Genomic DNA, 22122 nt, shown 5'->3' with positions numbered 1-22122 from the left:
GTAATTGGGGGGAGTTATCGTGTCAAAAGAAAAAAGAGAAAATTACAAAGAAGTTAGAAAAATAGTACTTGATGAATTAAAAAGGGATCTTATTGGTCCTAGTTATGATCAACCAGATATTATAACAGAGCCACCTACTCAATCATATCTAACAGGAATATTGTTCCCACTAGAGTCAGCATTTGAGCAGGAAGAAGAAGAAGAACTTGAAGATGCTTTTCATATGGGGGAAGAGAATCTAAAATCAATAGAAAAAGGGGAATACAACCCTACAGAAGATGATAATGAAAAAGGAATTGAAAAGAATAAAACTTTTAAACAGCAAAATTCAATTGGTGTAAAGTTTTACGTCATGGATACAGTGAAGGAAATAAATGTAAAGTGTGCTTGGGGCAAATATAATAAAGACAAAAAATTTATAGAAGAGAAAGATAAAGAGATTCCTATATGGGTAAGGGAAATCTCAACTTCAATACATCAAATAGATATTGAAAATTATAAGGAACCGATTGAAGTATCATCAGGGGTGTACTTAATTCTAAAAAAAATGCGCATTAAAGAAACAAACAACCTCTTAGTTTCTATATTTCTTGTGAATAGAAATATAGATAAAAATAGTAATAACGCTTTGTATCAAGTATCTATGGAATTGTCCCATGATTCAGGTGAAAAGATTTTCTTGTCTGAAAATAACGCAAGAAAAGATACTTCAAACTTTGATGAATTTCTTTACAGGAATAAACCTGTTTTTGCAAAAGGTTTTGGTTGTGCTGTAGAGTGGGATGATTATGATTCAACTTACGCTAGAAAGTTAAAAACTGAATTTATACCTGGACATGAAGTAGCAAGTATGAGTACGGAATTGCCATATGATGAAAATTTTGGGGATGTCAGCGATGATTATTTCTCAATTAAACAACTTGCGGAGGAAAGAGATAGAGATGTTGTTATTGAAAAACTAACTAATTTAGCAGACAGGTATGAAAACTGGATAGAAATATTACCTCTCAAAGAGGTTGAAGATCAATGTTCAGCAAAAAAAAGCATAGAACAGTGCTATGATTCACTATCTAGAATAAGAGAAGGTATAAAGATATTAGGAGAAAATGAGGATGCATTTAATGCTTTTGTGTTCATGAATGAAGTTATGCATACTCAAATAAGCATGAAGAATTTTGCTAAAAATAAAGAAAGCAGATCTCTAGAAGAAGAATTAACAAAGGAAAATTTTAGTTGGAGGCCATTTCAGTTAGCATTTATTCTTTTAAATTTAAGTGGAATAGTTAAGCCAAATTCAGAAGACAGAGAAATAGTAGATTTGTTATGGTTCCCAACGGGTGGAGGAAAAACAGAAGCATACTTGGGCATAGCTGCATTTTTGTTAGGTTTTCGCCGTATTGACTCAAAGAATAACCAAGAGTACAACAAAGATGGTGGAGTTACCATTATTTTAAGGTATACATTGAGGCTACTAACTACTCAGCAAAGAGATAGGTTGATGAGGGTTATATGTGCTTCAGAGTATATTAGAGCTAAACGAGTTAACAGTAAAGTACCAATGGGTAACTCGGAATTTTCAATAGGGTTTTGGGTAGGAGGTCAGGTCACAACTAATAAGTTCAAGGACTTAAAGGAAAGCAACTATCAAACTGTCAGTAAGGTATCGGCAGAGTATAAAAAATTAGAAAAACAGGTTATTGAATGTCCGTGCTGTGGAACGAAAGAGCCACTGTATAAGTTCCTTCCAAATAGAGATACAAGTACCGAAAAATTTGGATTGAGAATTTATTGCAGAAATACTAATTGTTATTATTCTAACCATCACATACCTGTCTATCTAATTGACGAAGAGATATATAGAAGAACGCCTAGTGTAATTATTTCTACAGTAGATAAATTCGCGCGTTTACCGTGGGATGAGAAAACAGGTGCATTGTTTGGGAAAGTAAATAGATATTGTGATAAATGTGGATATATTGCACAAGGTGAAGATCATCCAAGTTTTCATAGAAACCCTAGTGCTAAAGTGATGGATGTGAAGCCGTTCTATCCACCTGAGTTAATAATTCAAGATGAGTTACATTTAATTACTGGACCTTTAGGTACAATTTATGGTGCATATGAAACGGCTATTGAAGAGTTATGCACAGTTAAAAGTAATGGAGAGAGTATAAAACCAAAATATGTGGCTGCTACTGCAACAATTAAAAATGCAGATGAACAAGTGAAAAGGATTTTTGGAAGAACAGAATCAAGACAATTTCCTCCAGCTGGACTAGAAATAGAAGATTCTTTTTTTGGTCGTGAAATTAGCGTAAAGGATAATCCTTTTAGATTATACTCTGGTATCTGTGTATCAGGACAATCAATGAAAACAGTTTTGTTAAGAGTTTACGCTGTATTATTACAAGTTACTGAGAATTTATTAGATGATCCAAAATATAAAGATTATATAGACCCATATAGAACATTAATTGGCTATTTTAACAGTGTTAGGGAATTGGGAGGAGCAGTTAGACTTTTAGATGATGACATTAGGAAAAGAATTCAAACTCTACAAAAGAAGTATAGATACCCTAAGCAAAGATTTATAAACAGAAACGAAGAGTTAACTTCACGAATTCCCTCGTATAAGATTCCTAAAGTATTGGAGTTGCTTGATCGTGAAGTAGGAAACAATGAGTTAGATGTTGCTTTAGCAACAAACATGATATCGGTAGGGATGGATGTAGACAGGTTGGGTTTAATGGTGATTACTGGTCAACCAAAACAAACGTCTGAATATATTCAAGCATCTAGTCGTGTTGGGAGAAATAAACCTGGTTTAGTGGTAACTATATATAACCCATACAGGCCAAGGGATCTATCTCACTATCAAAACTTTAAAGGATATCATAGTAGGTTATATCATTATGTTGAGGGAACTACTGCTACCCCATTTGCTTCAAGAGCAAGAGATAGGTCATTACATGCTATTGCAGTTTCAGTTTTAAGAATTACAGAAAGTTTACTTGCTAAGAATGAAGATGCTGGGAATGTCAGAAACATTGATCTAGGCTTTTTAAGAAACCTTATCAGTGAAAGAGTAAAGGTAGTTGATTCAAGAAGTAGAGTAGATACAATAAATGATTTAAACCGATTTTTTGATGGATGGATACATTTGAGCTCAGTCCATGAAAATCTTCAGTATTATTTTTATCCAAATAGTAAGTATGCAAGAGTGAACAACTTAATTAGATTGTTAGGGAGATACTCTGAGAAAAAGGAAAAGCATGAAAAACAGACATTGGACTCTATGCGACAAATAGAAGGAACTTCTAAGCTTTATGTATATGAAGGGTGGATAAATGATGAAGAATGAGGTTGGAGAAGTTAGGCCAGGTCAATTAATTACCACCTATGGTCCAGGGGCGATAATGGACTCAGTTAACGATTCACTTGTTATTTTAGATTTGAATTATTGGGATAATGCCTATGAAAAGATTTATGATCGAAGACTTGCTCAATTTTTAGGTAAAGATTTCTTCAAGAAAATCCCAACTAGAGGAAAGCAAGATTTACCTTCAATTCCTTTTCCAAATTTTCATGTTTGCAGTAATAACAAATGTAGAAGATTGTTCGATATTAGGGAAAACTTTTTAATGGGAGAATATTTAAAAAAAGGTCCAGTTTGTCCTGATTGTAGCTGGAAAGCATATCCTGCTAGATTTGTAGTGTCATGCGCTGAAAGGAATCACTTAGATGACTTTCCGTGGAGATGGTGGTCACATGGGAAAGAGGAAACCAGTTGTAGAGGAAAGTTGACTCTTACAAGTTCAGGAAATACTTCGAGTCTTGCGTCTTTAGGCGTTGGATGTGAATGTGGGGCTTGGGAGCCAATGAAAGGAGCTACACAAGAGAGTTCTTTCTCAGGTTTAAGATGTACTGGTAATCATCCACATAGACTCAATAAGAAGTCAGTATGTAACTCAAGTGTTATACCATTACAAAGAGGAGCATCGAATGTATATTTTCCTGCCCTAAGAAGTGCTATTTCAATTCCTGAGAAGGGGGACAGAGGTTTTCAATTAATTGTCGAATTTGAACAAGAAATTCGTGAGTATGAAGAAGATTTTGGAGAGAAGGGTTTAGAAAAGATTTATGAAAGAAAATTAATGGAACAAGAAATATTTAATTCATTAGAGGATTTTTTGGATCGGTGGGAAAAGTATAAAAAGTTTAATGGTGATGAATTGAATAAGTATGAACAAATTAAACAAATTGAATATGAAGCTCTTACAAATTTTAATGATAAAGTAGATTTAAAGGATTTTAAGGCTGAAGTTGTTCCAGTACCTTCAGATTTAAATCCATTTTTTAATAAAATTGTAAAAGCACATCGATTAAAAGAGATTTTGGTATTACTAGGATTCATGAGAAATGAGAGTCCTGAACCAGATGTAAAGGAACCAAAAAGTATTGTCTGGCTTGGGAGTTCGTCTAACAGTAATTGGTTACCAGCAGTAGAAGTACATGGGGAAGGTATATTCATAGAATTTAACAGAGAATCAATAAATAAATGGTTAGACGAAAATAAACTAGTAAATAAAAGATCAAAAAAATATTCAACATTATATGAAGAGTGGTTAGAGTTAAAAGGGTGGGAAAACCAAACTGAAAAAGATGCTGTGTATGTTTTGCTACATACGTTCTCCCATTTGTTAATAAAGCAGTTAGCTTACCAATCAGGATATTCATCCGCCTCTATAAAAGAAAGAATATACTATAGTGAAAAAATGGCTGGTATTTTACTGTACACAGGAAGCACTGATCAAGAAGGTTCATTAGGTGGACTAGTTGAAATGGGCGATATTGCGAAGTTAAGGAAGTTAATCCTTGATTCATTAGAAGAAGCCACATTCTGTGCTAGTGATCCAGATTGTTCTGTACAAGAACCAACAGAAGATAATCATTTAAACGGAGCATCTTGTTTTGCTTGTACTATGATGGCTGAAACTTCATGTGAAACAGGGAACCGTTTATTAGATAGATCCTTAATTATAGAAACTATGGATAGTGAAATTAAGCCGTTCTTTGAAGGGATAATATGAAAAATCTTACTAAGTTATTAGTATTATATGAAGAAATTAATGACTATATTGATACTATAGAAGAAGATTATGTAGTTTTGAGTGAAAATAACAATAAGGATCTACATCTTTTAAATCATATCAGAAAACTTTTTCCCGCTTTGTCTCCTTTAGAGGTAAGTAGTTTATTATTTTTAATTAAAATGGGAAGAGAAAACCATAAAAATTCAGAAAATAAAGTTGAAATTGTGGGAACTTATCCTAGCGATTTAGATGTTAATCTAAGACAGACAGTAAGTGTAGTGAGGCAACTAATACTAGAAGCAGAAAAGAGTATCCTAATTACAGGATACTCTATTTCAGAGTTTATTAATGAAATAATAGAGTTATTAATAAACAGAAGTAGACAAGGGGTAAAGGTGCAGTTTTTTATTGATAAAGGAATTAACGCGCGAGCTTTTTTTAATCGTGATATTAATAGTACAAATTTTAAAATATATCAATATAGGAGAAACGAAAACTTCTCATCTTTACATGCGAAAGTAATTATGGCAGACAACAAAAGAGCTTTTGTATCTTCCTCAAACCTCTCTTATAATGGAATAGTTAACAATATTGAAATTGGTACTCTTATTTCGGGAGAGAAGGTAAATTCAATTGCAGAACTATTTGAAAAATTATTACTTAAAGACATGTTCGTTAAAATAACATAAACAATTTTAGGAGAGAAATATTAATGATAGTTTTAGATTTATTTTCAGGAGCGGGAGGACTTAGTGAAGGGTTCCACAATGAAGGGTTTAAAATAGTGTCTCAAATTGAAAGAGACAAATGGGCTTGTGAAACTTTAACAACAAGAACTATTTTTCATTACTTGAATAAAAATAAAGATTTAGATACATATTTTGAATATATTAAAATTGCTAACGACTACAAAAATATTAATGTAAGTAGACGCTTTATTTTTGAAAAGTATCCCGAACTTAAAGAAATTTTATCTTATGAGATTTTAAATAAAAAATTCGGGAATCCACAAAATGATGAAGAAGCGACTTCATTAAAAGAAATTACTAAGCTGATAGAAAATTCATTAAAATATAATGATGAAAACAATATTGACCTTATTATTGGGGGCCACCATGCCAAGCCTATTCAGTAGTAGGTAGAAGTAGAATGAAAGAATCCGCTGAGAGAGACTCTAGAAATTTTCTTTTTTATTATTATCTAAACTTAGTGAAAGAGTATAGCCCAAAAGCATTTGTTTTTGAGAACGTCCCCGGGATTCTAACAGCTAGAAAGGGAGAAGTGTTTCTTAAAATAAAGGAAGAATTTGAAAAAATTGGTTATACACTACTTAGCGGTACAACTAATATTGATAAAAACAATGTCATTGACTTTGGTGAGTTTGGCGTAGTTCAAAAGAGAAAAAGGGTTATTCTTTTTGGGTTTAAAAAGGAGTTGAACTTGAGTTATCCTAATTTTCATTCTGATAGGTTTCAATGGAGTCATGACTTGAATACTTATAACATTCTTAATGACCTTCCTTCATTACACCCAGGAGAAGGAAGTGATCATAAGCTATCACTCTATACCAATACCGATATTAAACTAAATGAGTATCAAAAATATATGAGGAAAGATTCAATCGGAGTAATGAATCATAAGGCAAGAAAGATACAAGAAAGAGATCGAAAAATATATGAATTATCTATTAAGTTAGCAGAGGAAGGGAATCAGTTAAAATATCCAGATTTACCAACGGAATTAAAAACACATCAAAACGAAAAGTCCTTTTTAGATAGATTTAAAGTCCATCCATTTAACTCAATGCCTCATACAGTAGTAGCTCATATCTCTAAAGATGGACATTATAATATTCATCCAGACTTAAATCAATGCCGTTCATTAACAGTTAGAGAAGCTGCAAGAATACAGGGATTTCCTGATAATTATAAATTTGAAGGTCCAAGAACTGCACAGTTTGTTCAGGTTGGAAATGCAGTACCACCGTTAATGTCTAGAGTTATAGCTAAATCAATAAAAAAAATGCTACTTAAATAAATTTGTAAGGGAAGGGTTGAATTGTGAATAATAATTTTTTTATTAACATACTAAAAGACAAACGTGTTAATTGTTATTCTACTTTAATTAACATGAGAGTTAAAGAATATATAGATTTAGTTAAAGTTTCTCACCAAAATAGAGGGGGTTAGAGGGACAAAGGGAGGCACTAAAAACAAAAACAGCAATAAGAATTCGAGATAGAATGAGAGAAGATATTATTAAAGGAGCTATTTTACCTCCAGTAGTCATAGGTGTAGTTTTGCCTGATGAAAAATTTGACCAATTATCTGAATTAGATAATAAAGAATATGACAAACTTATAAATATTATTAATGATTCCTCATTAGATCGAGTATCTATTATTGATGGAATGCAAAGAACAACAGCAATAATTGATGCAATAGAAAAAAATGAAGAAGTGGAACACAATACACTTAGAGTTGAATTTTGGTTAGCTGCTAACACAAATAGCCTTATTTATAGAATGTTAATTCTTAACACAGGACAAGTTCCATGGAATTTAAGAAGACAAATTGAAGTTGTATTTGGATCAATGATAGAGGAAATAAGGCAACAGGTGAATAATATAAACTTAATTGAAATTAATCAAAATGGCATAAGGTCACAAGCAGGTGATTTTCAAGCGAATCAACTAGTTGAATTGTTTTTAGTATTTGGTTCTAGAAAAGAGAAAATTGATACAAAGGAACGTTTAGCAGATGAATTTACAAGATTAGATTTTGTTGAAGCTACTTCTGAAAATGAATTTATTGATATATTCTATGGGGTTTTAGAGTTTCTTGGTTTACTTGACAAGTTAATTTTTAATTATGAATTGGAAGGTATTCCTGAAGAAGATAAATCATTATATAAGTTCACAAAAGGAAAAGACCTATTCAGTAGTCAAACTGTCAGAGTAGGGTTTATAACAGCTTTTGCAATTGAGATACTTGGTAGACCAGGAATTGAAAGAACTAAAGAACAACATTTTTCTAGATGGAATAAAATTAATGAAAACTTCAAACAATTGACTGATAGACTAGAATCTATGGATAATGAACAACTTGGAGAATTCTTAGACTTAATGACACTGAACCAATCAATATTAAAAAGAAGTTCTAAAGTTGGGGACTTTGAAAGGGAGTTTTTTAGAGAGGCATTTAAGGTTTTTATCGAAGAAGATTTCATGTTGACATCTTTAACACCTTGTTGGAGGGCGTATTAAAGAATGTCTAGAAAAACAAAAAACAGAAACGAAATGAATAAAAACGTTTTTGATATATTCCTTAATTATATGGATAACTTTGAAATTGAAATAGATTATACGGCTAGTAGATGGATTTACTTAAATCAAGATGATAAAGATTGGTGTAAGGGAATTGATATTTACAGCCAGTTTAATCTTTTACCAAGGGTTTATTCTGTTTTATTTAAATATAATGAAGAAAATTATTTAGCAATAACAGGGTTGGGTAAACTTAATGATTTTGATCCCATAATTCAAGTAGATGAAGTAGAGTTAAATGCAGGAATCTTTATGACAATCATTAATGAGGTTTATGTGCCTTTGAAAAAGAATGCAGATAAATATGAAATATATAATTCTGTTTTATCTCAACATGAAGATTCTAGTTATAATGGACATGATTTTACAGACTTAAAAAAATTCTTTGAAAGTATTTATATTTACAAGATAGGAAAAGATTCACTTTTCTATGATTTTTCTCTCGAAAAAATCGTCACATATGTACTATATAATAATTCACAAGAATTATATTTGGATTTTTCTACTCAGACATTAAATCAATTAAATAATTTAATTTTTAAGGTCCAGAATGAATTACCTTTTAACCATATTTGTAATAGCTTGCTTAGTGTTCAATGGAAGGATTCATTTTTAGAAGCTTATAAATGTATAGAGTCAATTTTTCATTTTGAAGCTTTAACAGATTTATATAAGAAGAGTAATACGACATTAGATATATATGATTTTACAAAGTTAATAGACCTTGAGATTGGTTGGCGACCAAAAGAAATAGACACTTTAAAAAGAATTTTTGAGAAAGTGAATTCTACTCCAATAGAAATTATAAAGGAGTTAAAGAGTCAGGATCAAAAAACTATGAGCGATTATAAATGGTTCTATCAAATTAGAAATTCAATTGTACATAGCAGGCCATCAATTGAAGAGGTATTTTTTGAAAATAGTGAGTGGGATAAGCTTATTCAAGCAACTATACATATTATTGAACAGTGGAACAAAATAAACAAGATATCTTAGCAAATGCTAATAAGGTAGTCACTAAAAATGGTTATATAGTCAAATTTTGTTTTTTAGCTTTATAGTAAGTCATAATTTAGGTGGTGATTTTGTGGGAAAACTAAATGAAATTGGATGGTTCAAAATCTCAACTGAAATCCGCATGGATGAATTTAAAGAGTATGCAGAGAGCGTGCAAGCTTTTTTAGAGCAACAAATAAAATTAATTGAAGAAGATTATGATAAGAGAGCAGATGGATTGTCTGATAAAGAAAAAGAAGAGCTTTTTGAAGGTATGTATGAGAATGATTTTTATAATTTTAATAAATCATTTCCAAACATTTTAAGAGAATCTTTATTTATTTCTTGCTATGCCTATCTGGAAAAAGAGTTGATGAACCTTTGTAAATTCATAGAAAAAAGAAATGATTTTAAAATAGATTTAGCAGATCTCAAACATAATGGAATTATTAAAGCTCAAGTTTTTATAAAAAAGGTAGCGGAAGTAAATTTCCCAGAAGAAACTAATTCATGGAATAAGATTTTAAAATTTAATATCATAAGAAATCATTTAGTTCATGAAGGTACTAGCACAATAAAAAAAGGTACAAGAATATTTTATGCGTGCAGAGATTTAGGAACACTCACACTTGAACATAGATTTTCAAAAGAAGAAACACAGGAGGATTTTTATCACCTAGAATTAACTCAGGACTTCAGTTTGGACTTTATTAGAACTGTTTCTGAATTCTTTTCGGAATTATATAAGGCATTTGATAAAAAATAAATTCAAGTAAGTGAAGGCTTTAATTTAATCTCACCAAATTAACCTTTTTATAATAAGAGGATACCACTCTTATTTTTAGCTTTTATTGTTTTAGGTAAACACTACTACACCATTATCTGCGACCGTTATTCAACCCACGTGGAGTGTGTCGCCTGGCTGAAAAGAATATAGAAGAGAATAAACGAAAGTTCCGGGAGTTCGTCACGATTTCCGGAACTTTATTTTTATGGAAAGCGGCCGGCAAAATATTAAATAGTAACAAATTGATCGGGATAAGATAAGCACTGGATATTAAGAATGAAGAAATGGTCGAGATCTTTAAGCTGGATGGTATGATGTTATGAAGAAGTAGAATATATTGGAAACGAGGATGAAAAATGAATGTAGATTTTAAAAATTATGGATTAGGTAAAGATATTCTAAAGGCTCTAGCAGGATTAGGATATCATACACCCACAGATGTGCAAGATCAGGTTATTCCACATGCCTTAACGAATAAAGATCTCGTGGTGAAATCACAAACGGGGAGCGGAAAGACGGCATCATTTGGAATCCCAATTTGTGAGAAGGTGTCATGGGAAGAGAACAAACCTCAAGCTTTAATTCTAACCCCAACGCGAGAGCTGGCTGCACAAATAAAAGAAGATATCACCAATATAGGGCGATTTAAAAGAATTAAGGCCACTGCCGTCTATGGGAAGCAACCGTTCCATAGGCAAAAGTTAGAGCTGAAACAAAAATCTCATGTTGTAGTAGGAACACCTGGACGGGTGCTCGATCACCTTGAAAAAGGGACGCTTTCTACCCAAAAACTGGATTATCTTGTGATTGATGAAGCAGATGAAATGTTAAACATGGGTTTTATTGACCAAGTAGAAGCCATCATTCAAAAACTTCCCGAGGAACGGGCGACTTATCTGTTTTCTGCTACATTACCAGAAGATATTGAAGAGTTGAGTCGTCATTATATGAGACAACCTCTTCGTATTGAGATAGAGGCAGATGGAATAACAACGGATAATATTGATCACTCGTATATTAATGTTCCGGAAGAGGATAAGCTGTCACTCTTAAGGAAAATCACAACAGTGGAAAACCCGGATCGATGCATCATTTTTTGTAGAACGCAAGAGCGTGTAAATCAAATAATGGGGGAATTAGACCGCATTCATTATCCAGTAGATAAATTACATGGTGGCATGATTCAAGAAGATCGTTTTGAAGTCATGGACGATTTCAAAGAGGGAAAATTTCGATACTTAGTCGCCACAGATGTTGCTGCTAGAGGCATTGATGTGGAGAATATTACCCACGTTATCAATTTTGATATGCCAGTTGAAAAAGAAAGCTACGTTCATAGAACGGGACGGACAGCACGGGCTGGAAGGTCAGGAAGAGCTATATCGTTTGTGACACCGAATGAGGGAGAGCTTTTGGAGAGTGTCCAAGGCTATATTGGGTTCTCAATACGTGAAGTCGATCCACCTTCGAATCAAGCTGTCGCCAAAGCGAATGTTGATTTTAAAGAGAAATTGGAGAAGAGCCCGGCTGTAGAAAATGATAGAAAGACTCATTTGAATAAAGATATTATGAAACTTTATTTTAATGGCGGGAAGAAAAAGAAAATCAGAGCGGTTGATTTTGTAGGGACCATTTCTAAAATAGAAGGCGTTTCTGCAGAGGATATTGGAATTATTACAATACAGGAAAACTTTTCGTATGTGGAGATATTAAATGGCAAAGGCCCGCATGTATTACAGACAATGCAACATACCCCTGTAAAAGGAAAGAAACTTAAAGTACATGAAGCAAGGAAGTAAAATAAGTGCCTCTCACTCCTGGTATTCATTTTTCTAATTTAAAAAAGAAGCTTCTCAAATATGTTGGATAGTAGTAAAGAGCCTGCAAAAAAAGGTTCTTTACTAGTTTCATTTGAACTATCAAGAAAATAGTAGTTATGAATAACGACTTATATCATATCTTATCCGGAAAATTATTTACGAGTGCAGTATTTATATTATTAACAACTTTAACCTTACCGAAGTTTTAATACACTCAAATGAACGAAGTGAGGATACGGTCAGAGACAGCTCTCGTTCATAATTTAATAGTGAAGTCATTCCAGCCTGAATTCCTGGTGACGAGGAGGTAAGGCTGTCGTTTTATGGGTAAGGGATCAGCAGCCACTCAATCGTGAGTGGTTTTTTTCTATTCTAATAAATAATGAGTTTAGAATTTTTTAATCATGGCTTAAGAAGGAATTTAGAACCCTTCGCTACGATAGGATTTGTAAGGTGGCTGACCAAAGGGGGAGGATGACTTACAGCATTCAGCTGTCTAAGTGTTAAGCACTGGTAAGTCCTGATGTTTGTTTTGAACCAATTTTGTCAGCATGGGCAGCAACGTATGGTTGAGTCGTTTTACTATGGGAGTTAATAACTAAGGAGTGGATAGAAATGTGTCATTGGGGTGTTTTTCCACCATTCATTTTCTTTTTCTTCATCGTTTTTACAGGCATGTTTGTAGTGAACATTGTAATGTGGCGGAGGAGAAGGTGGGGCTGGTATAATGGATCCCGCCAAAGAGGCGGACAAGCTATTCTGGAGCGGCGTTTAGCTAAGGGAGAAATTGATGTGGATGATTATAAAAGGTTGAAACAAGTTTTAGATGAAGATTAATCGAATTTAACCTGGTTGTTAAAGAGCCTTCTAATTGGAAGGCTCTTCATTGTTTTTCTAAAAATGACCTTACCTAAATAGGAATTAGATGCAATAATTTTTGGGGTAATGGGAACCATGGTGAAAGTGTTCTAAAACGAATCCTTTATCTTCTTTGGTCCTGTATTAGCAGGCTTCGATGAGTTAACTTAGTACTTTATGAAGGTCTACTATTTACTGTTGAATGTGAAACTAAATATACTTTTGAGCTTCCCTCGTAGTGTCCTGCCATTAAATTGAATCGTTTAAAAAGGTAAAATATTGTATGATTATGTTATAAGAAACATTAGACTTTTGTACCAGCTTTTTTAAAAGCTTGTTAGAGAGAGGAGTTATCTTGAAAAGGAATTTCTATATACGCTCTTGCATTTCAAGTGAAAGAGATACTGGAGGATACGGATGAGATTTAATAAAATACGAGTAAAGATATTTTTAGCGATGCTTTTATCAACGTGTATTCCTCTTATTATCACGTCAGGAATAATTAGTTACCAGATTTCTGACAGCATAAAAAAAGATAATCAGTTAGCGAATCTAAGCGTTGAACGGGATCTAAAAGGGCATATATCAGATTATTATCAAAGCCTTAATGAAACCGCTTACTCAATTTACTACAATAATGAATTATTACAAAGTTTGAGAAATGGAAAAGATTATCAACCCAATAATAGTTACTATTACGATGCCCAAAAGGATATTCAACAGTTTTTCCTGAATGTGTATAACAGTTCCAGAGTTAAAGGGATATTAGGAATTACATTACTAGATAAAAATATGCATTATATTAATTCTTTTACTCCTAGAGGTTTGTATGGGTTAAATAATCAATATCTTGAAAATGTAAAAAAATCAATAAAAGACAAAGATTTTTCAGAGCCTATTATCCATATCAAATATGAAAACATTTATAAACGGCCAATGTTACAATACATATTTCCTGTCTCCTATATGGGTAATCGAATAGGGGCGTTGGTGATTGATATTGAAGAAAGCTATTTTCGTAATATGGTAGAAAACTATAACGTTTTTTATAATGGAGAAATTTCTCTAACCCGTGCACATACTATTATTTATCACACTGATCGTTCTTTAGTTGGGAAGAAGATGAGTAATGATCTGCGTTCAAAAGATATGAATTATATTAATTCTTCTATAACTCCTGGTTTGAATTTACGATATCAATATCAAACAGATCCTAAACATATATTCTTTCGAAAAATCGTTATCATTATCGTGGTTTTAGCTTTTTTGGTCACTGTGACAATATCATTTCTCTTAAGTTTCACGATTACCAATCCAATTATCAAGCTTCATAAAAAAATGGCTAACCTTCAAAAGGGTGACTTTGAGACAAGGGTTGAGGTCCATTCTAAGGATGAAATTGGTGATTTAGAAATGCAATTTAACAATATGGCTTCAAGAATCCAACAATTAATTGAACATGACTTTAAACTACAACTGACTAATAAGGAGACACAGATTCGAGCCCTTCAAGCACAAATTTCCCCACACTTTTTATATAATACTCTTCAAACAATGTCGAATATAGCAACTATGAATAATAGCCCGGAAATTAAGATCATGTGTCAAAGTTTAGGGAATATGTATCGCTATAACATGAATCTGCAGGATGAATTCATTAATGTTAGGAAAGAAGTTATGCATATTCGGAATTATTTAGTGATTATCAACAAAAGATTTCCTGAACTTATCCGCGTTCATATCAAAATGAAGCCTCAGCTGAACAATCTGCTCATACCTAAACTAATCTTACAACCACTGGTTGAGAATGCAATTGAACATGGGTTAATACCATCACGTCGAAAGAAAAAATTACTTAAAATTTACCTTGAAATTGATGAGAAAAATAAATGGTTAAAAATAAATATTTTGGATAATGGAGTTGGAATTTCTGAAGAAAAGTTAAATGAAATCCAAAACAATTTGCAATTGGATGGAAACAAAGAAGGTAATTCTATTGGATTATACAATGTTCATACCAGAGTGAATTTATTATGCGGCAAAGAATACGGACTGTCCATAAAAAGTAAATATGGTGCTGGAACGCTTGTAACTATCAAATTACCATTACAAAGGGGGAGTGAGCATGAAAATTCTAATCGTTGATGATGAACAAGCCATACATAAACAACTCACCGATGAATTACCGTGGTTAGAAGCAGGATGGGAGTTGGCAGGGCATGCATATAATGGAGAGGAAGCCAGCAGTCTTGTTGAAGAAATGCATCCAGATATTATCATTACCGATATTAAAATGCCATTAAAGAATGGTTTGGAATTCATGGAACATTTAAAAACATTCAGCTTTAAAGGAAAAGTAATTGTATTAAGCGGATATGGGGATTTTCAATACTCAAGACCTGCATTTTTACTGGATGCATTTGAGTATTTGTTGAAACCAGTAAAAGTAGCTGAAATGGTAAATATATTGAGTAGGGCAGAAGATGAAATCAGGAAACAATCTCAAGATTTTGTAGAACATATTCAAGAACAGAAAACTTTAAATAAAGGTTTAGTGTTAATGCAGGATGAATTTCTAAGTGAAATTGTATTAGGTTCGATTAAAGATGAAAATGAAATAATAGTAAGAGGCGAAGAGCTCTATATAAATTTCACAGAGAGTTCCTATTCGCTTATTGTTATGAAATTAATTAATTTTGATCAAGTGGTAGAGCAGAATTATAGTGGAGATCGTTATAGTTGTTATTATGCGATTAGAAATATTATTCGTGAGTGTTTAGATCATACAGAAGGAATTAGTTTTCGATATTTAAAAAACTCCAATGAATTTATTTTTGTTTATCCTAGCGAAACAAATCATAAGATGAAAATTGAGAAAATTATTTCGTCGTTATTTCATGCGTTTAGTACCTACCTCTCGTTAGTGGCTTATTGTGGTATTAGTCGAATAAAAAATAAGTTGGATTCTATTCCCATTGCTTACCAAGAGTCAAATGCAGCTATTAATAATATTAAAATATATCTTAACAATCAATTAATGTGGTACAACACAGATTTATTAGATAAAAATACTGAAGTATTAGAGGAGTGGAAAGAAATTCATCATCTTTTCGACTGTTTAGTCAAGGAAAGGCCACTCTATAGTAAACATGAATTAATATCTAAATTAAATGGTGTCATGGGGGAAACTTATTTATCAGAGACTGATGGCAACCATTTACGAAAAGCAATACATCCATTAATAAATACGTTACAGCAATCATCAAATCACTCGCTGGATTTTTCTATACTAATCAATAAATTAGAAGTGTTTCTAACAGAATTGAAAATAGAAGAAGTCAGACAATTACTAATATCCATCGTCTATAGACTGCTGGAATATAACAAAGATGGTGCGCATGCATATGGAAAAAACCTAATTGAAATGACAAAAAAATATGTAGAGGACAATTATAGTACCGTTAATTTAGAGGTTATATCGGATAAATTCTATGTGAACAAAAATTACTATTGCTCATTGTTTAAAAAAGTTACAGGAGAGAATTTTTCTACCTATTTGAAAGATGTACGAATGAATAAAGCAATGAAATTGCTAGTAAACAGTGATCTGAAAACCTATGAAATTTCTGAGATCGTAGGATATCGTGATCAGCGTTATTTTAGTCAGGTTTTTAAAAAATATGTCGGTATAAAGCCAACGCAATATCGAGTTAAGCACCGTTAATATTAACGGTGCTTAATATTTTTAACAAATAACTGAATTTTTTCACATTTATACACTGAAGCTATTTATCTATAATTGTAAATGTAAACGATTTCAATATTCCGATAAGGGGAGGATTTTACTAATGAAAAAGAAGTATTTATTTACCTTATTTATATGTGCTATCTCATTTTTTGTCTTAATTGGATGTAGTAGTAAATCAAAAAGCGCTTCTTCTGGTGGAGAGGGGGATGGAAAAGAACAAGTCACTCTTGATTACTGGGCATCTTGGAATCCAGGATCAGTGGAAGAAGAGAAAACACTTGCTAAAATCAAAAAATTTGAAGAAGAACATCCTAATATCAAAATCAATGTAGAACTACTTACCTTTGATATGATGCATGATAAGTTAATAGCATCCATAAGTGCTGGAAATCCACCAGATATCAGCTGGGGGTTAAGTGAATGGTTTGGTGAATTAAATCGAATGGGAGCATTACTAGATCTTACGCCTTATTACAATGAATGGTCTGACAAAGGGAAGTTAAATCAAAATGTTATGGACTCTTTAACGGTCGACGGAAAAGTTAAGGCGCTTCCTCAGTACTTAGGAATTCGGGCCCTGCTTTATCATGAAGATATGTTAAAAGAGGCTGGCTATGATGCCCCGCCTGAAACTTGGGACGAACTTTTAGAAATGGGTCCAAAGATCAAAGAAGCTACGGGGAAAGAAGCATTTGGAATCACTGGAACAACAGTTCGTTCTAGTCAAGAGCTGCTTATGTACTTAGCTCAAAGTGACGTATCAATTGCCCAAAAAATGGATGATGGCAACTTCAAAAATACTTGGGCTGATAATCCGGAGGAAATGAAAAGGGCAACGGAAACATTCCAGTTTTATAAAGATCTGTTAAACGAAGGTGCTATACCAGAAGATTCAAAAACATGGGGATGGCAGGAACTTGATACTAATTTCGCTATAGGAAAATATGCAATGAATGTTGATGGATCGTGGATGAAAGATAGAGAAGCGGAAAATCCGGATGAAATGGCAGATGTTAAAATCGCGCCACCACCTTACAATACAAAACCAGCGACTTTCTTAGAAGTGAGCCCGCTTTATGTTTATGGAGCAACCGAACATCCAAAAGAAGCCTGGGAATTTGCAAGCTATATTTTGAGTGAAGAATGGCAAAGTGATATAAGACCAACAAATTCACCGCGAACAGATGTTGTAAGTGACAGCCAATGGGGAGAAGGTTTTACCAGCCTTACGGATACAGGTGTAGTATTCCCGGAAGTGCCATTAGGAGGCATTACGCAGGCAATGCAGGATTCAATCGCTAGACTACTTCTAAAAGGTGAAGATCCACAAGATGTTGCAGAATGGTTATCAAAGGCCATCAATGAAGACTTGAAGAAAAACGGCATTCTAAGTGAATGATTAAATCAAAAATCAGGCATAGATAAGGGGATCTTACTATGCTTGATTTTTCAAAAAAATTACTAGAGAAATATCAGAATGAAAGGTGATCGATTTGGAAACTGAACAGAAAATAAAACAGTATCAAAATCAGACATTTCGGTTCAGGGAATTGAAAAGAGAGCAGAAGAAAAAGCTTCAAGCATACTGGTTCGTTTTGCCGGCTTTAGTATTCTTTTTGCTGCTCATAGCTTACCCCCTTGTAAAAGTGCTTGTAGATAGTTTTCAATATAAAACTCTGTTGAATCCAGGACAATCTGCATTTGCAGGATTTGCAAATTACCTAAACGTTATCAAAGGTGAGTACTTCTCTACTGCATTATGGAATACCGTAATATGGACTTTTTTATCGGTAGCAGGGGAGTATGTTTTAGGAATTACCTCCGCTTTAGCTCTCAATCAAAATGTAAAGGGCAGAGGATTTTTTAGAGGAGTCATAGTCATTCCATGGGTCGTCCCTATTGTAGTTGCAGGAATGACATGGCAATGGATGCTCGCTCCAGATTATGGAATTATTAATAATTGGTTAGTAAACATCGGAATTTTGGATGAGCCGTATTACTGGTTAGGTGAGACAGATACAGCGTTACTAACCGTAACATTTGTGAATATTTGGAGAAGTTTTCCTTTCTATACGATTAGTTTGCTTGCAGCTCTCCAGTCTGTGCCAAAAGAATTAATTGAAGCCGCAGTTATCGACGGAGCAGGAATACGTACTCGCTTTTTTAAGATCATATTGCCGCAGCTGAAGTCTGTTTCACTAGTATTGATATTTATTCACATAATATGGACTGCAGTAAACTTTGAATTTATTTGGATTATGACTGAAGGCGGACCATTACATGCCTCTGAAACATTACCTATCCAAATCTATCGTTTAGCAATGAAAGAGTTTAACGTTGGCGCTGCATCATCTTTAGCATCGATTATGCTTGTAATGATGATTATCGGCTTTGGAGCCTATTTTCTCATTACAACCTTAAAGAGGAGAAATATTAAGAAAAGGAGTGAGATGACATGATTCTAAATAAGAGACAACGATTTTGGACTAAAATTGTCACCTATGCTGTTTTACTTTTTTTCGCTGTTTATTGTTTATTTCCATTTATATGGATGACGGTTACAGCGCTAAAGCCAATCGATGAAATAAGATCTAGCAAACCATCATTCTTAATAGACTCTCCTACTTTAGAAAATTTTAAAAATGTTTTGTTCAATACAGGGTTTTTAACATTCTTTAAAAATAGTTTAATTGTTTCAGTAGCTGCTACAATTATTACTTTACTTATCTCCATTTTTGCTGGATATGCACTGAGTAGATTTATGAGATTTAAAGGAATTAAGGCTACGGGTGGAGCAATGTCTTTATCGCAAATGGTCCCCCCAGTACTCCTTTTAATACCGTTATACGTTTTAATGCAGCAATACAATTTATTAAATACGCACTATTCATTAATTTTGGCTTACACCACATTTATGGTGCCGTTATGTACTTTTATGCTGAAAGGATTTTTTGACAGCGTTCCGTACGAGATGGAGGAAGCCGCTGAAATTGATGGGTGTTCCAGAGTAAGAATTATCTTCCAAATTGTATTACCTATTTCTATCCCTAGCTTATTAGCAACCTCTTTATTTGCTTTTGTGAATTCATGGAACGAGTACATGTTTGGGTTCGTGTTTATTAATGATGAAGCGCAACGGACATTAACTCCCGGGATTACTTTATTTAAAGGACTTTATACAACCGATTGGGGAAGTATTATGTCTGCATCGGTATTAGCCGTTATACCAATTGCTGTGATATTCATGTATTTGCAAAAATACCTAATTGAAGGAATGGCTGCTGGTTCAGTAAAAGGATAAGAAAGGATTAGTAACATGTCCCATCTAATAACAATAGAAGAAAATGGAATGGAACTTATTTTTGAGATAACTGATGAGAAAGATGTGAGATTTCTTCATTTTTCGACAGAGTCAACTCCGGATTTTGGAACTTGGCCAGAAAAGAAGAAGGAAAAGTTTCGTTTAGTAGAAATTCATTTTTCAGGTGAGAATCAAAATGATCATCATGGTTCAAAGCATACAGGCACCAATCCAGGCAAGCTGTTAAAATTCGTTGATATGTATGATACTCACAATGGATTGGGACGCAAGATCACCATCGAGCAGAAGGATGAAAGCAAAAATGTAAAAGTAAGCAGTGTGTTTCAATTTTTTAATGGGATTCCAGTCATAAGATCATGGACAGAAGTTGTTAATGAAGGTGAGCAATCATATGGAATGGAGTATGTATCATCGTTTGCATTAACCGGGATTGATAAAGAAGGAATCTCTTCTAAAGAAGAAAAGGTTCGTATTCATGTTCCTCATAATACTTGGTTCGGAGAAGCGCAGTGGAAAAGTTACAAGCTATCAGATTTAGGGTTTTACTCTGTTAACGAGTTTTCAATGAAACGATTGTCTTATCATAGTACCGGAACTTGGTCGACGTCCCAATATGCGCCTGTTGGTTTTGTTGAAAATATCGAAACAGGTACAGGGTTGATGTGGCAAATTGAACATAATGGATCTTGGCATTGGGAAATCAGTGACATGTCAAACCTATTATACCTCCAATTGAGTGGACCAACAGAACAAGAAAACCAATGGTATAAAGAATTAAAACCTGGAGAGTCTTTTGTTTCAGTTCCGGTAGCGGCAGGGGCAATAAATGGAAATATCGAAAAGGCCATTCAGGAGATGAATGAATACCGCAGAAAAATTCGCAGGAATAATGAAGACAATTTGAAGCTGCCCGTTATTTTTAATGATTATATGAACTGTTTATTTGGTGATCCCACAACTGAGAAATTGATACCACTCATCGATGCAGCAGCTGAAGCAGGATGTGAGTACTATTGCATTGACTGCGGCTGGTATTCAGATGGTTTCTGGTGGGATGGTGTCGGAGAATGGCTGCCTTCAGAAGATAGATTTCCAAATGGAATAAAAGAGGTCATCGACTATATCCGCGCAAGAGGTATGGTACCAGGATTGTGGCTCGAATTAGAAGTTATGGGCATAAATTGTAAATTGGTGGATGAAGTCCCATCCAATTGGTTTTTTCATCGTCATGGTAAAAAAGTAATCGATCATTCACGCTATCAATTAGATTTTAGGAACGATGAAGTTATCCAATTTGCTGACTCAGTGATTGAACGTCTTGTAGAAGATTATGGAGTCGGATATATAAAAATGGATTACAACATCAATGCAGGGGTGGGCACTGAGTTAGGAGCAGATAGTTTTGGAGATGGATTGCTGGAACATAACCGTGCTTACCTACACTGGCTTGATAGAATATTTGAAAAATATCCTGATCTTGTTATTGAAAATTGTGGAAGCGGCGGCATGCGTATGGATTATGCATTATTAAGTCGGCACAGTATTCAATCAAGTAGTGATCAGACGGATTACTTAAAAAATGGGGTGATCGCTGCAGCTTCCTCTTCACTTGTTACTCCTGAGCAATGTGCAGTTTGGTCGTATCCTTTAAGAGAAGGTGATAGGGAAGAAGTTATATTTAATATGATAAACAGCATGCTTGTGCGCATTCATCAAAGCGGACATTTGGCAGAAATCACTGGTCAACGATTCGAATTAATAAAGGAAGGGATTAATTACTATAAAAAAATTCGTAAGGATATTTCAAATGGAAAACCATTCTGGCCACTGGGTCTGCCAAACTTTGAAGACGATTGGGTAAGTTTTGGTATAACCAATGGTAATTCTAAATATATTGCCGTTTGGCGTTTAGATGGAGATAAGGATATAAAGGAAATTCCGATCCCCTCTCTCCAACATTCCAATGTTTACATAAAGGTAGGATACCCATTAGAAGAACAAAATGTAAATTGGAATTGGAATCAAGTAAAAAGCTCCTTAAGTGTACAACTCCCGTCAAGGAAAAGTGCCAGATTGTTTGAAATTACAGTCAACTAGGATTAGTTCTTCACATTCCCATTTTAGTAATAGGTTAGAAAAATAACCACCACTTAAATATAAATAACTTTCCATG

General features: G+C 33.6%; 16 protein-coding genes. All 16 read left to right on the top strand.

Annotated elements, in window-relative coordinates; all coding sequences use genetic code 11:
• Positions 1 to 19: 19 nt before the first annotated feature.
• The 16 genes from drmA (at position 20) to MUN89_RS19640 (ending at position 22046) form a co-directional block, all read left to right on the top strand.
• Complete coding sequence (drmA, locus tag MUN89_RS19715; protein WP_244709718.1) at positions 20 to 3361, top strand: DISARM system helicase DrmA; 3342 nt, start codon at positions 20 to 22, stop codon at positions 3359 to 3361.
• Positions 3348 to 5090: a DUF1998 domain-containing protein gene (gene drmB / locus MUN89_RS19710; protein ID WP_244709716.1), complete on the top strand. Its 1743-nt coding sequence runs from the start codon at positions 3348 to 3350 to the stop codon at positions 5088 to 5090. Before drmA ends, drmB begins: the two co-directional genes overlap by 14 nt.
• Positions 5087 to 5782 (top strand): phospholipase D-like domain-containing protein, encoded by a 696-nt coding sequence (locus MUN89_RS19705; RefSeq protein WP_244709714.1) that lies wholly within the window; start codon positions 5087 to 5089, stop codon positions 5780 to 5782. Before drmB ends, MUN89_RS19705 begins: the two co-directional genes overlap by 4 nt.
• Before the next feature lie 23 nt (positions 5783 to 5805).
• A complete protein-coding gene (locus tag MUN89_RS19700) occupies positions 5806 to 6228 on the top strand; it encodes a DNA cytosine methyltransferase (RefSeq protein ID WP_244709712.1) in 423 nt (140 codons plus the stop codon).
• Between the two features lie 14 nt (positions 6229 to 6242).
• Positions 6243 to 7130 (top strand): DNA cytosine methyltransferase, encoded by an 888-nt coding sequence (locus MUN89_RS19695; protein ID WP_244709710.1) that lies wholly within the window; start codon positions 6243 to 6245, stop codon positions 7128 to 7130.
• A gap of 205 nt (positions 7131 to 7335) precedes the next feature.
• Positions 7336 to 8358 carry a hypothetical protein gene (locus MUN89_RS19690; protein ID WP_244709709.1) on the top strand — a complete coding sequence of 341 codons (1023 nt, stop codon included), beginning with the start codon at positions 7336 to 7338 and terminating at the stop codon, positions 8356 to 8358.
• Positions 8359 to 8361: 3 nt separating this feature from the next.
• Complete coding sequence (locus MUN89_RS19685; protein ID WP_244709707.1) at positions 8362 to 9414, top strand: hypothetical protein; 1053 nt, start codon at positions 8362 to 8364, stop codon at positions 9412 to 9414.
• Between the two features lie 91 nt (positions 9415 to 9505).
• Positions 9506 to 10180, top strand: a complete 675-nt coding sequence (locus MUN89_RS19680) for a hypothetical protein (protein ID WP_244709705.1) — start codon at positions 9506 to 9508, stop codon at positions 10178 to 10180.
• 377 nt (positions 10181 to 10557) lie between these two features.
• On the top strand, positions 10558 to 12000 hold the full coding sequence (locus MUN89_RS19675) for a DEAD/DEAH box helicase (protein WP_244709703.1): 1443 nt from the start codon (positions 10558 to 10560) through the stop codon (positions 11998 to 12000).
• A 636-nt stretch (positions 12001 to 12636) separates the two neighbouring features.
• Complete coding sequence (locus tag MUN89_RS19670; RefSeq protein WP_244709701.1) at positions 12637 to 12858, top strand: SHOCT domain-containing protein; 222 nt, start codon at positions 12637 to 12639, stop codon at positions 12856 to 12858.
• A 438-nt stretch (positions 12859 to 13296) separates the two neighbouring features.
• The gene (locus MUN89_RS19665; protein WP_244709699.1) at positions 13297 to 15024 is read left to right on the top strand and encodes a sensor histidine kinase; all 1728 of its coding nucleotides are present in this window, start codon (positions 13297 to 13299) and stop codon (positions 15022 to 15024) included.
• Positions 15005 to 16603 (top strand): response regulator, encoded by a 1599-nt coding sequence (locus tag MUN89_RS19660; protein ID WP_244709698.1) that lies wholly within the window; start codon positions 15005 to 15007, stop codon positions 16601 to 16603. Before MUN89_RS19665 ends, MUN89_RS19660 begins: the two co-directional genes overlap by 20 nt.
• A 124-nt stretch (positions 16604 to 16727) precedes the next feature.
• Entirely contained in the window at positions 16728 to 18026 is a 1299-nt protein-coding gene (locus tag MUN89_RS19655) for an ABC transporter substrate-binding protein (protein WP_244709696.1), read from the top strand.
• Between the two features lie 151 nt (positions 18027 to 18177).
• Complete coding sequence (locus tag MUN89_RS19650; protein WP_244709695.1) at positions 18178 to 19086, top strand: carbohydrate ABC transporter permease; 909 nt, start codon at positions 18178 to 18180, stop codon at positions 19084 to 19086.
• Positions 19083 to 19928, top strand: coding sequence for a carbohydrate ABC transporter permease (locus MUN89_RS19645; RefSeq protein ID WP_244709694.1), 846 nt, complete (start codon positions 19083 to 19085; stop codon positions 19926 to 19928). The genes MUN89_RS19650 and MUN89_RS19645 overlap by 4 nt, the downstream gene beginning before the upstream one ends.
• A 48-nt stretch (positions 19929 to 19976) precedes the next feature.
• Entirely contained in the window at positions 19977 to 22046 is a 2070-nt protein-coding gene (locus tag MUN89_RS19640) for a glycoside hydrolase family 36 protein (protein WP_244709693.1), read from the top strand.
• The last annotated feature ends 76 nt before the right edge of the window (positions 22047 to 22122 follow it).

Source organism: Halobacillus salinarum (assembly GCF_022919095.1).
In the GTDB taxonomy this organism is placed as follows: domain Bacteria; phylum Bacillota; class Bacilli; order Bacillales; family Halobacillaceae; genus Halobacillus_B; species Halobacillus_B salinarum.
The sequence above is the reverse complement of the archived record's forward strand: the minus strand, read 5'-3'. Positions and strand labels throughout refer to the sequence as shown.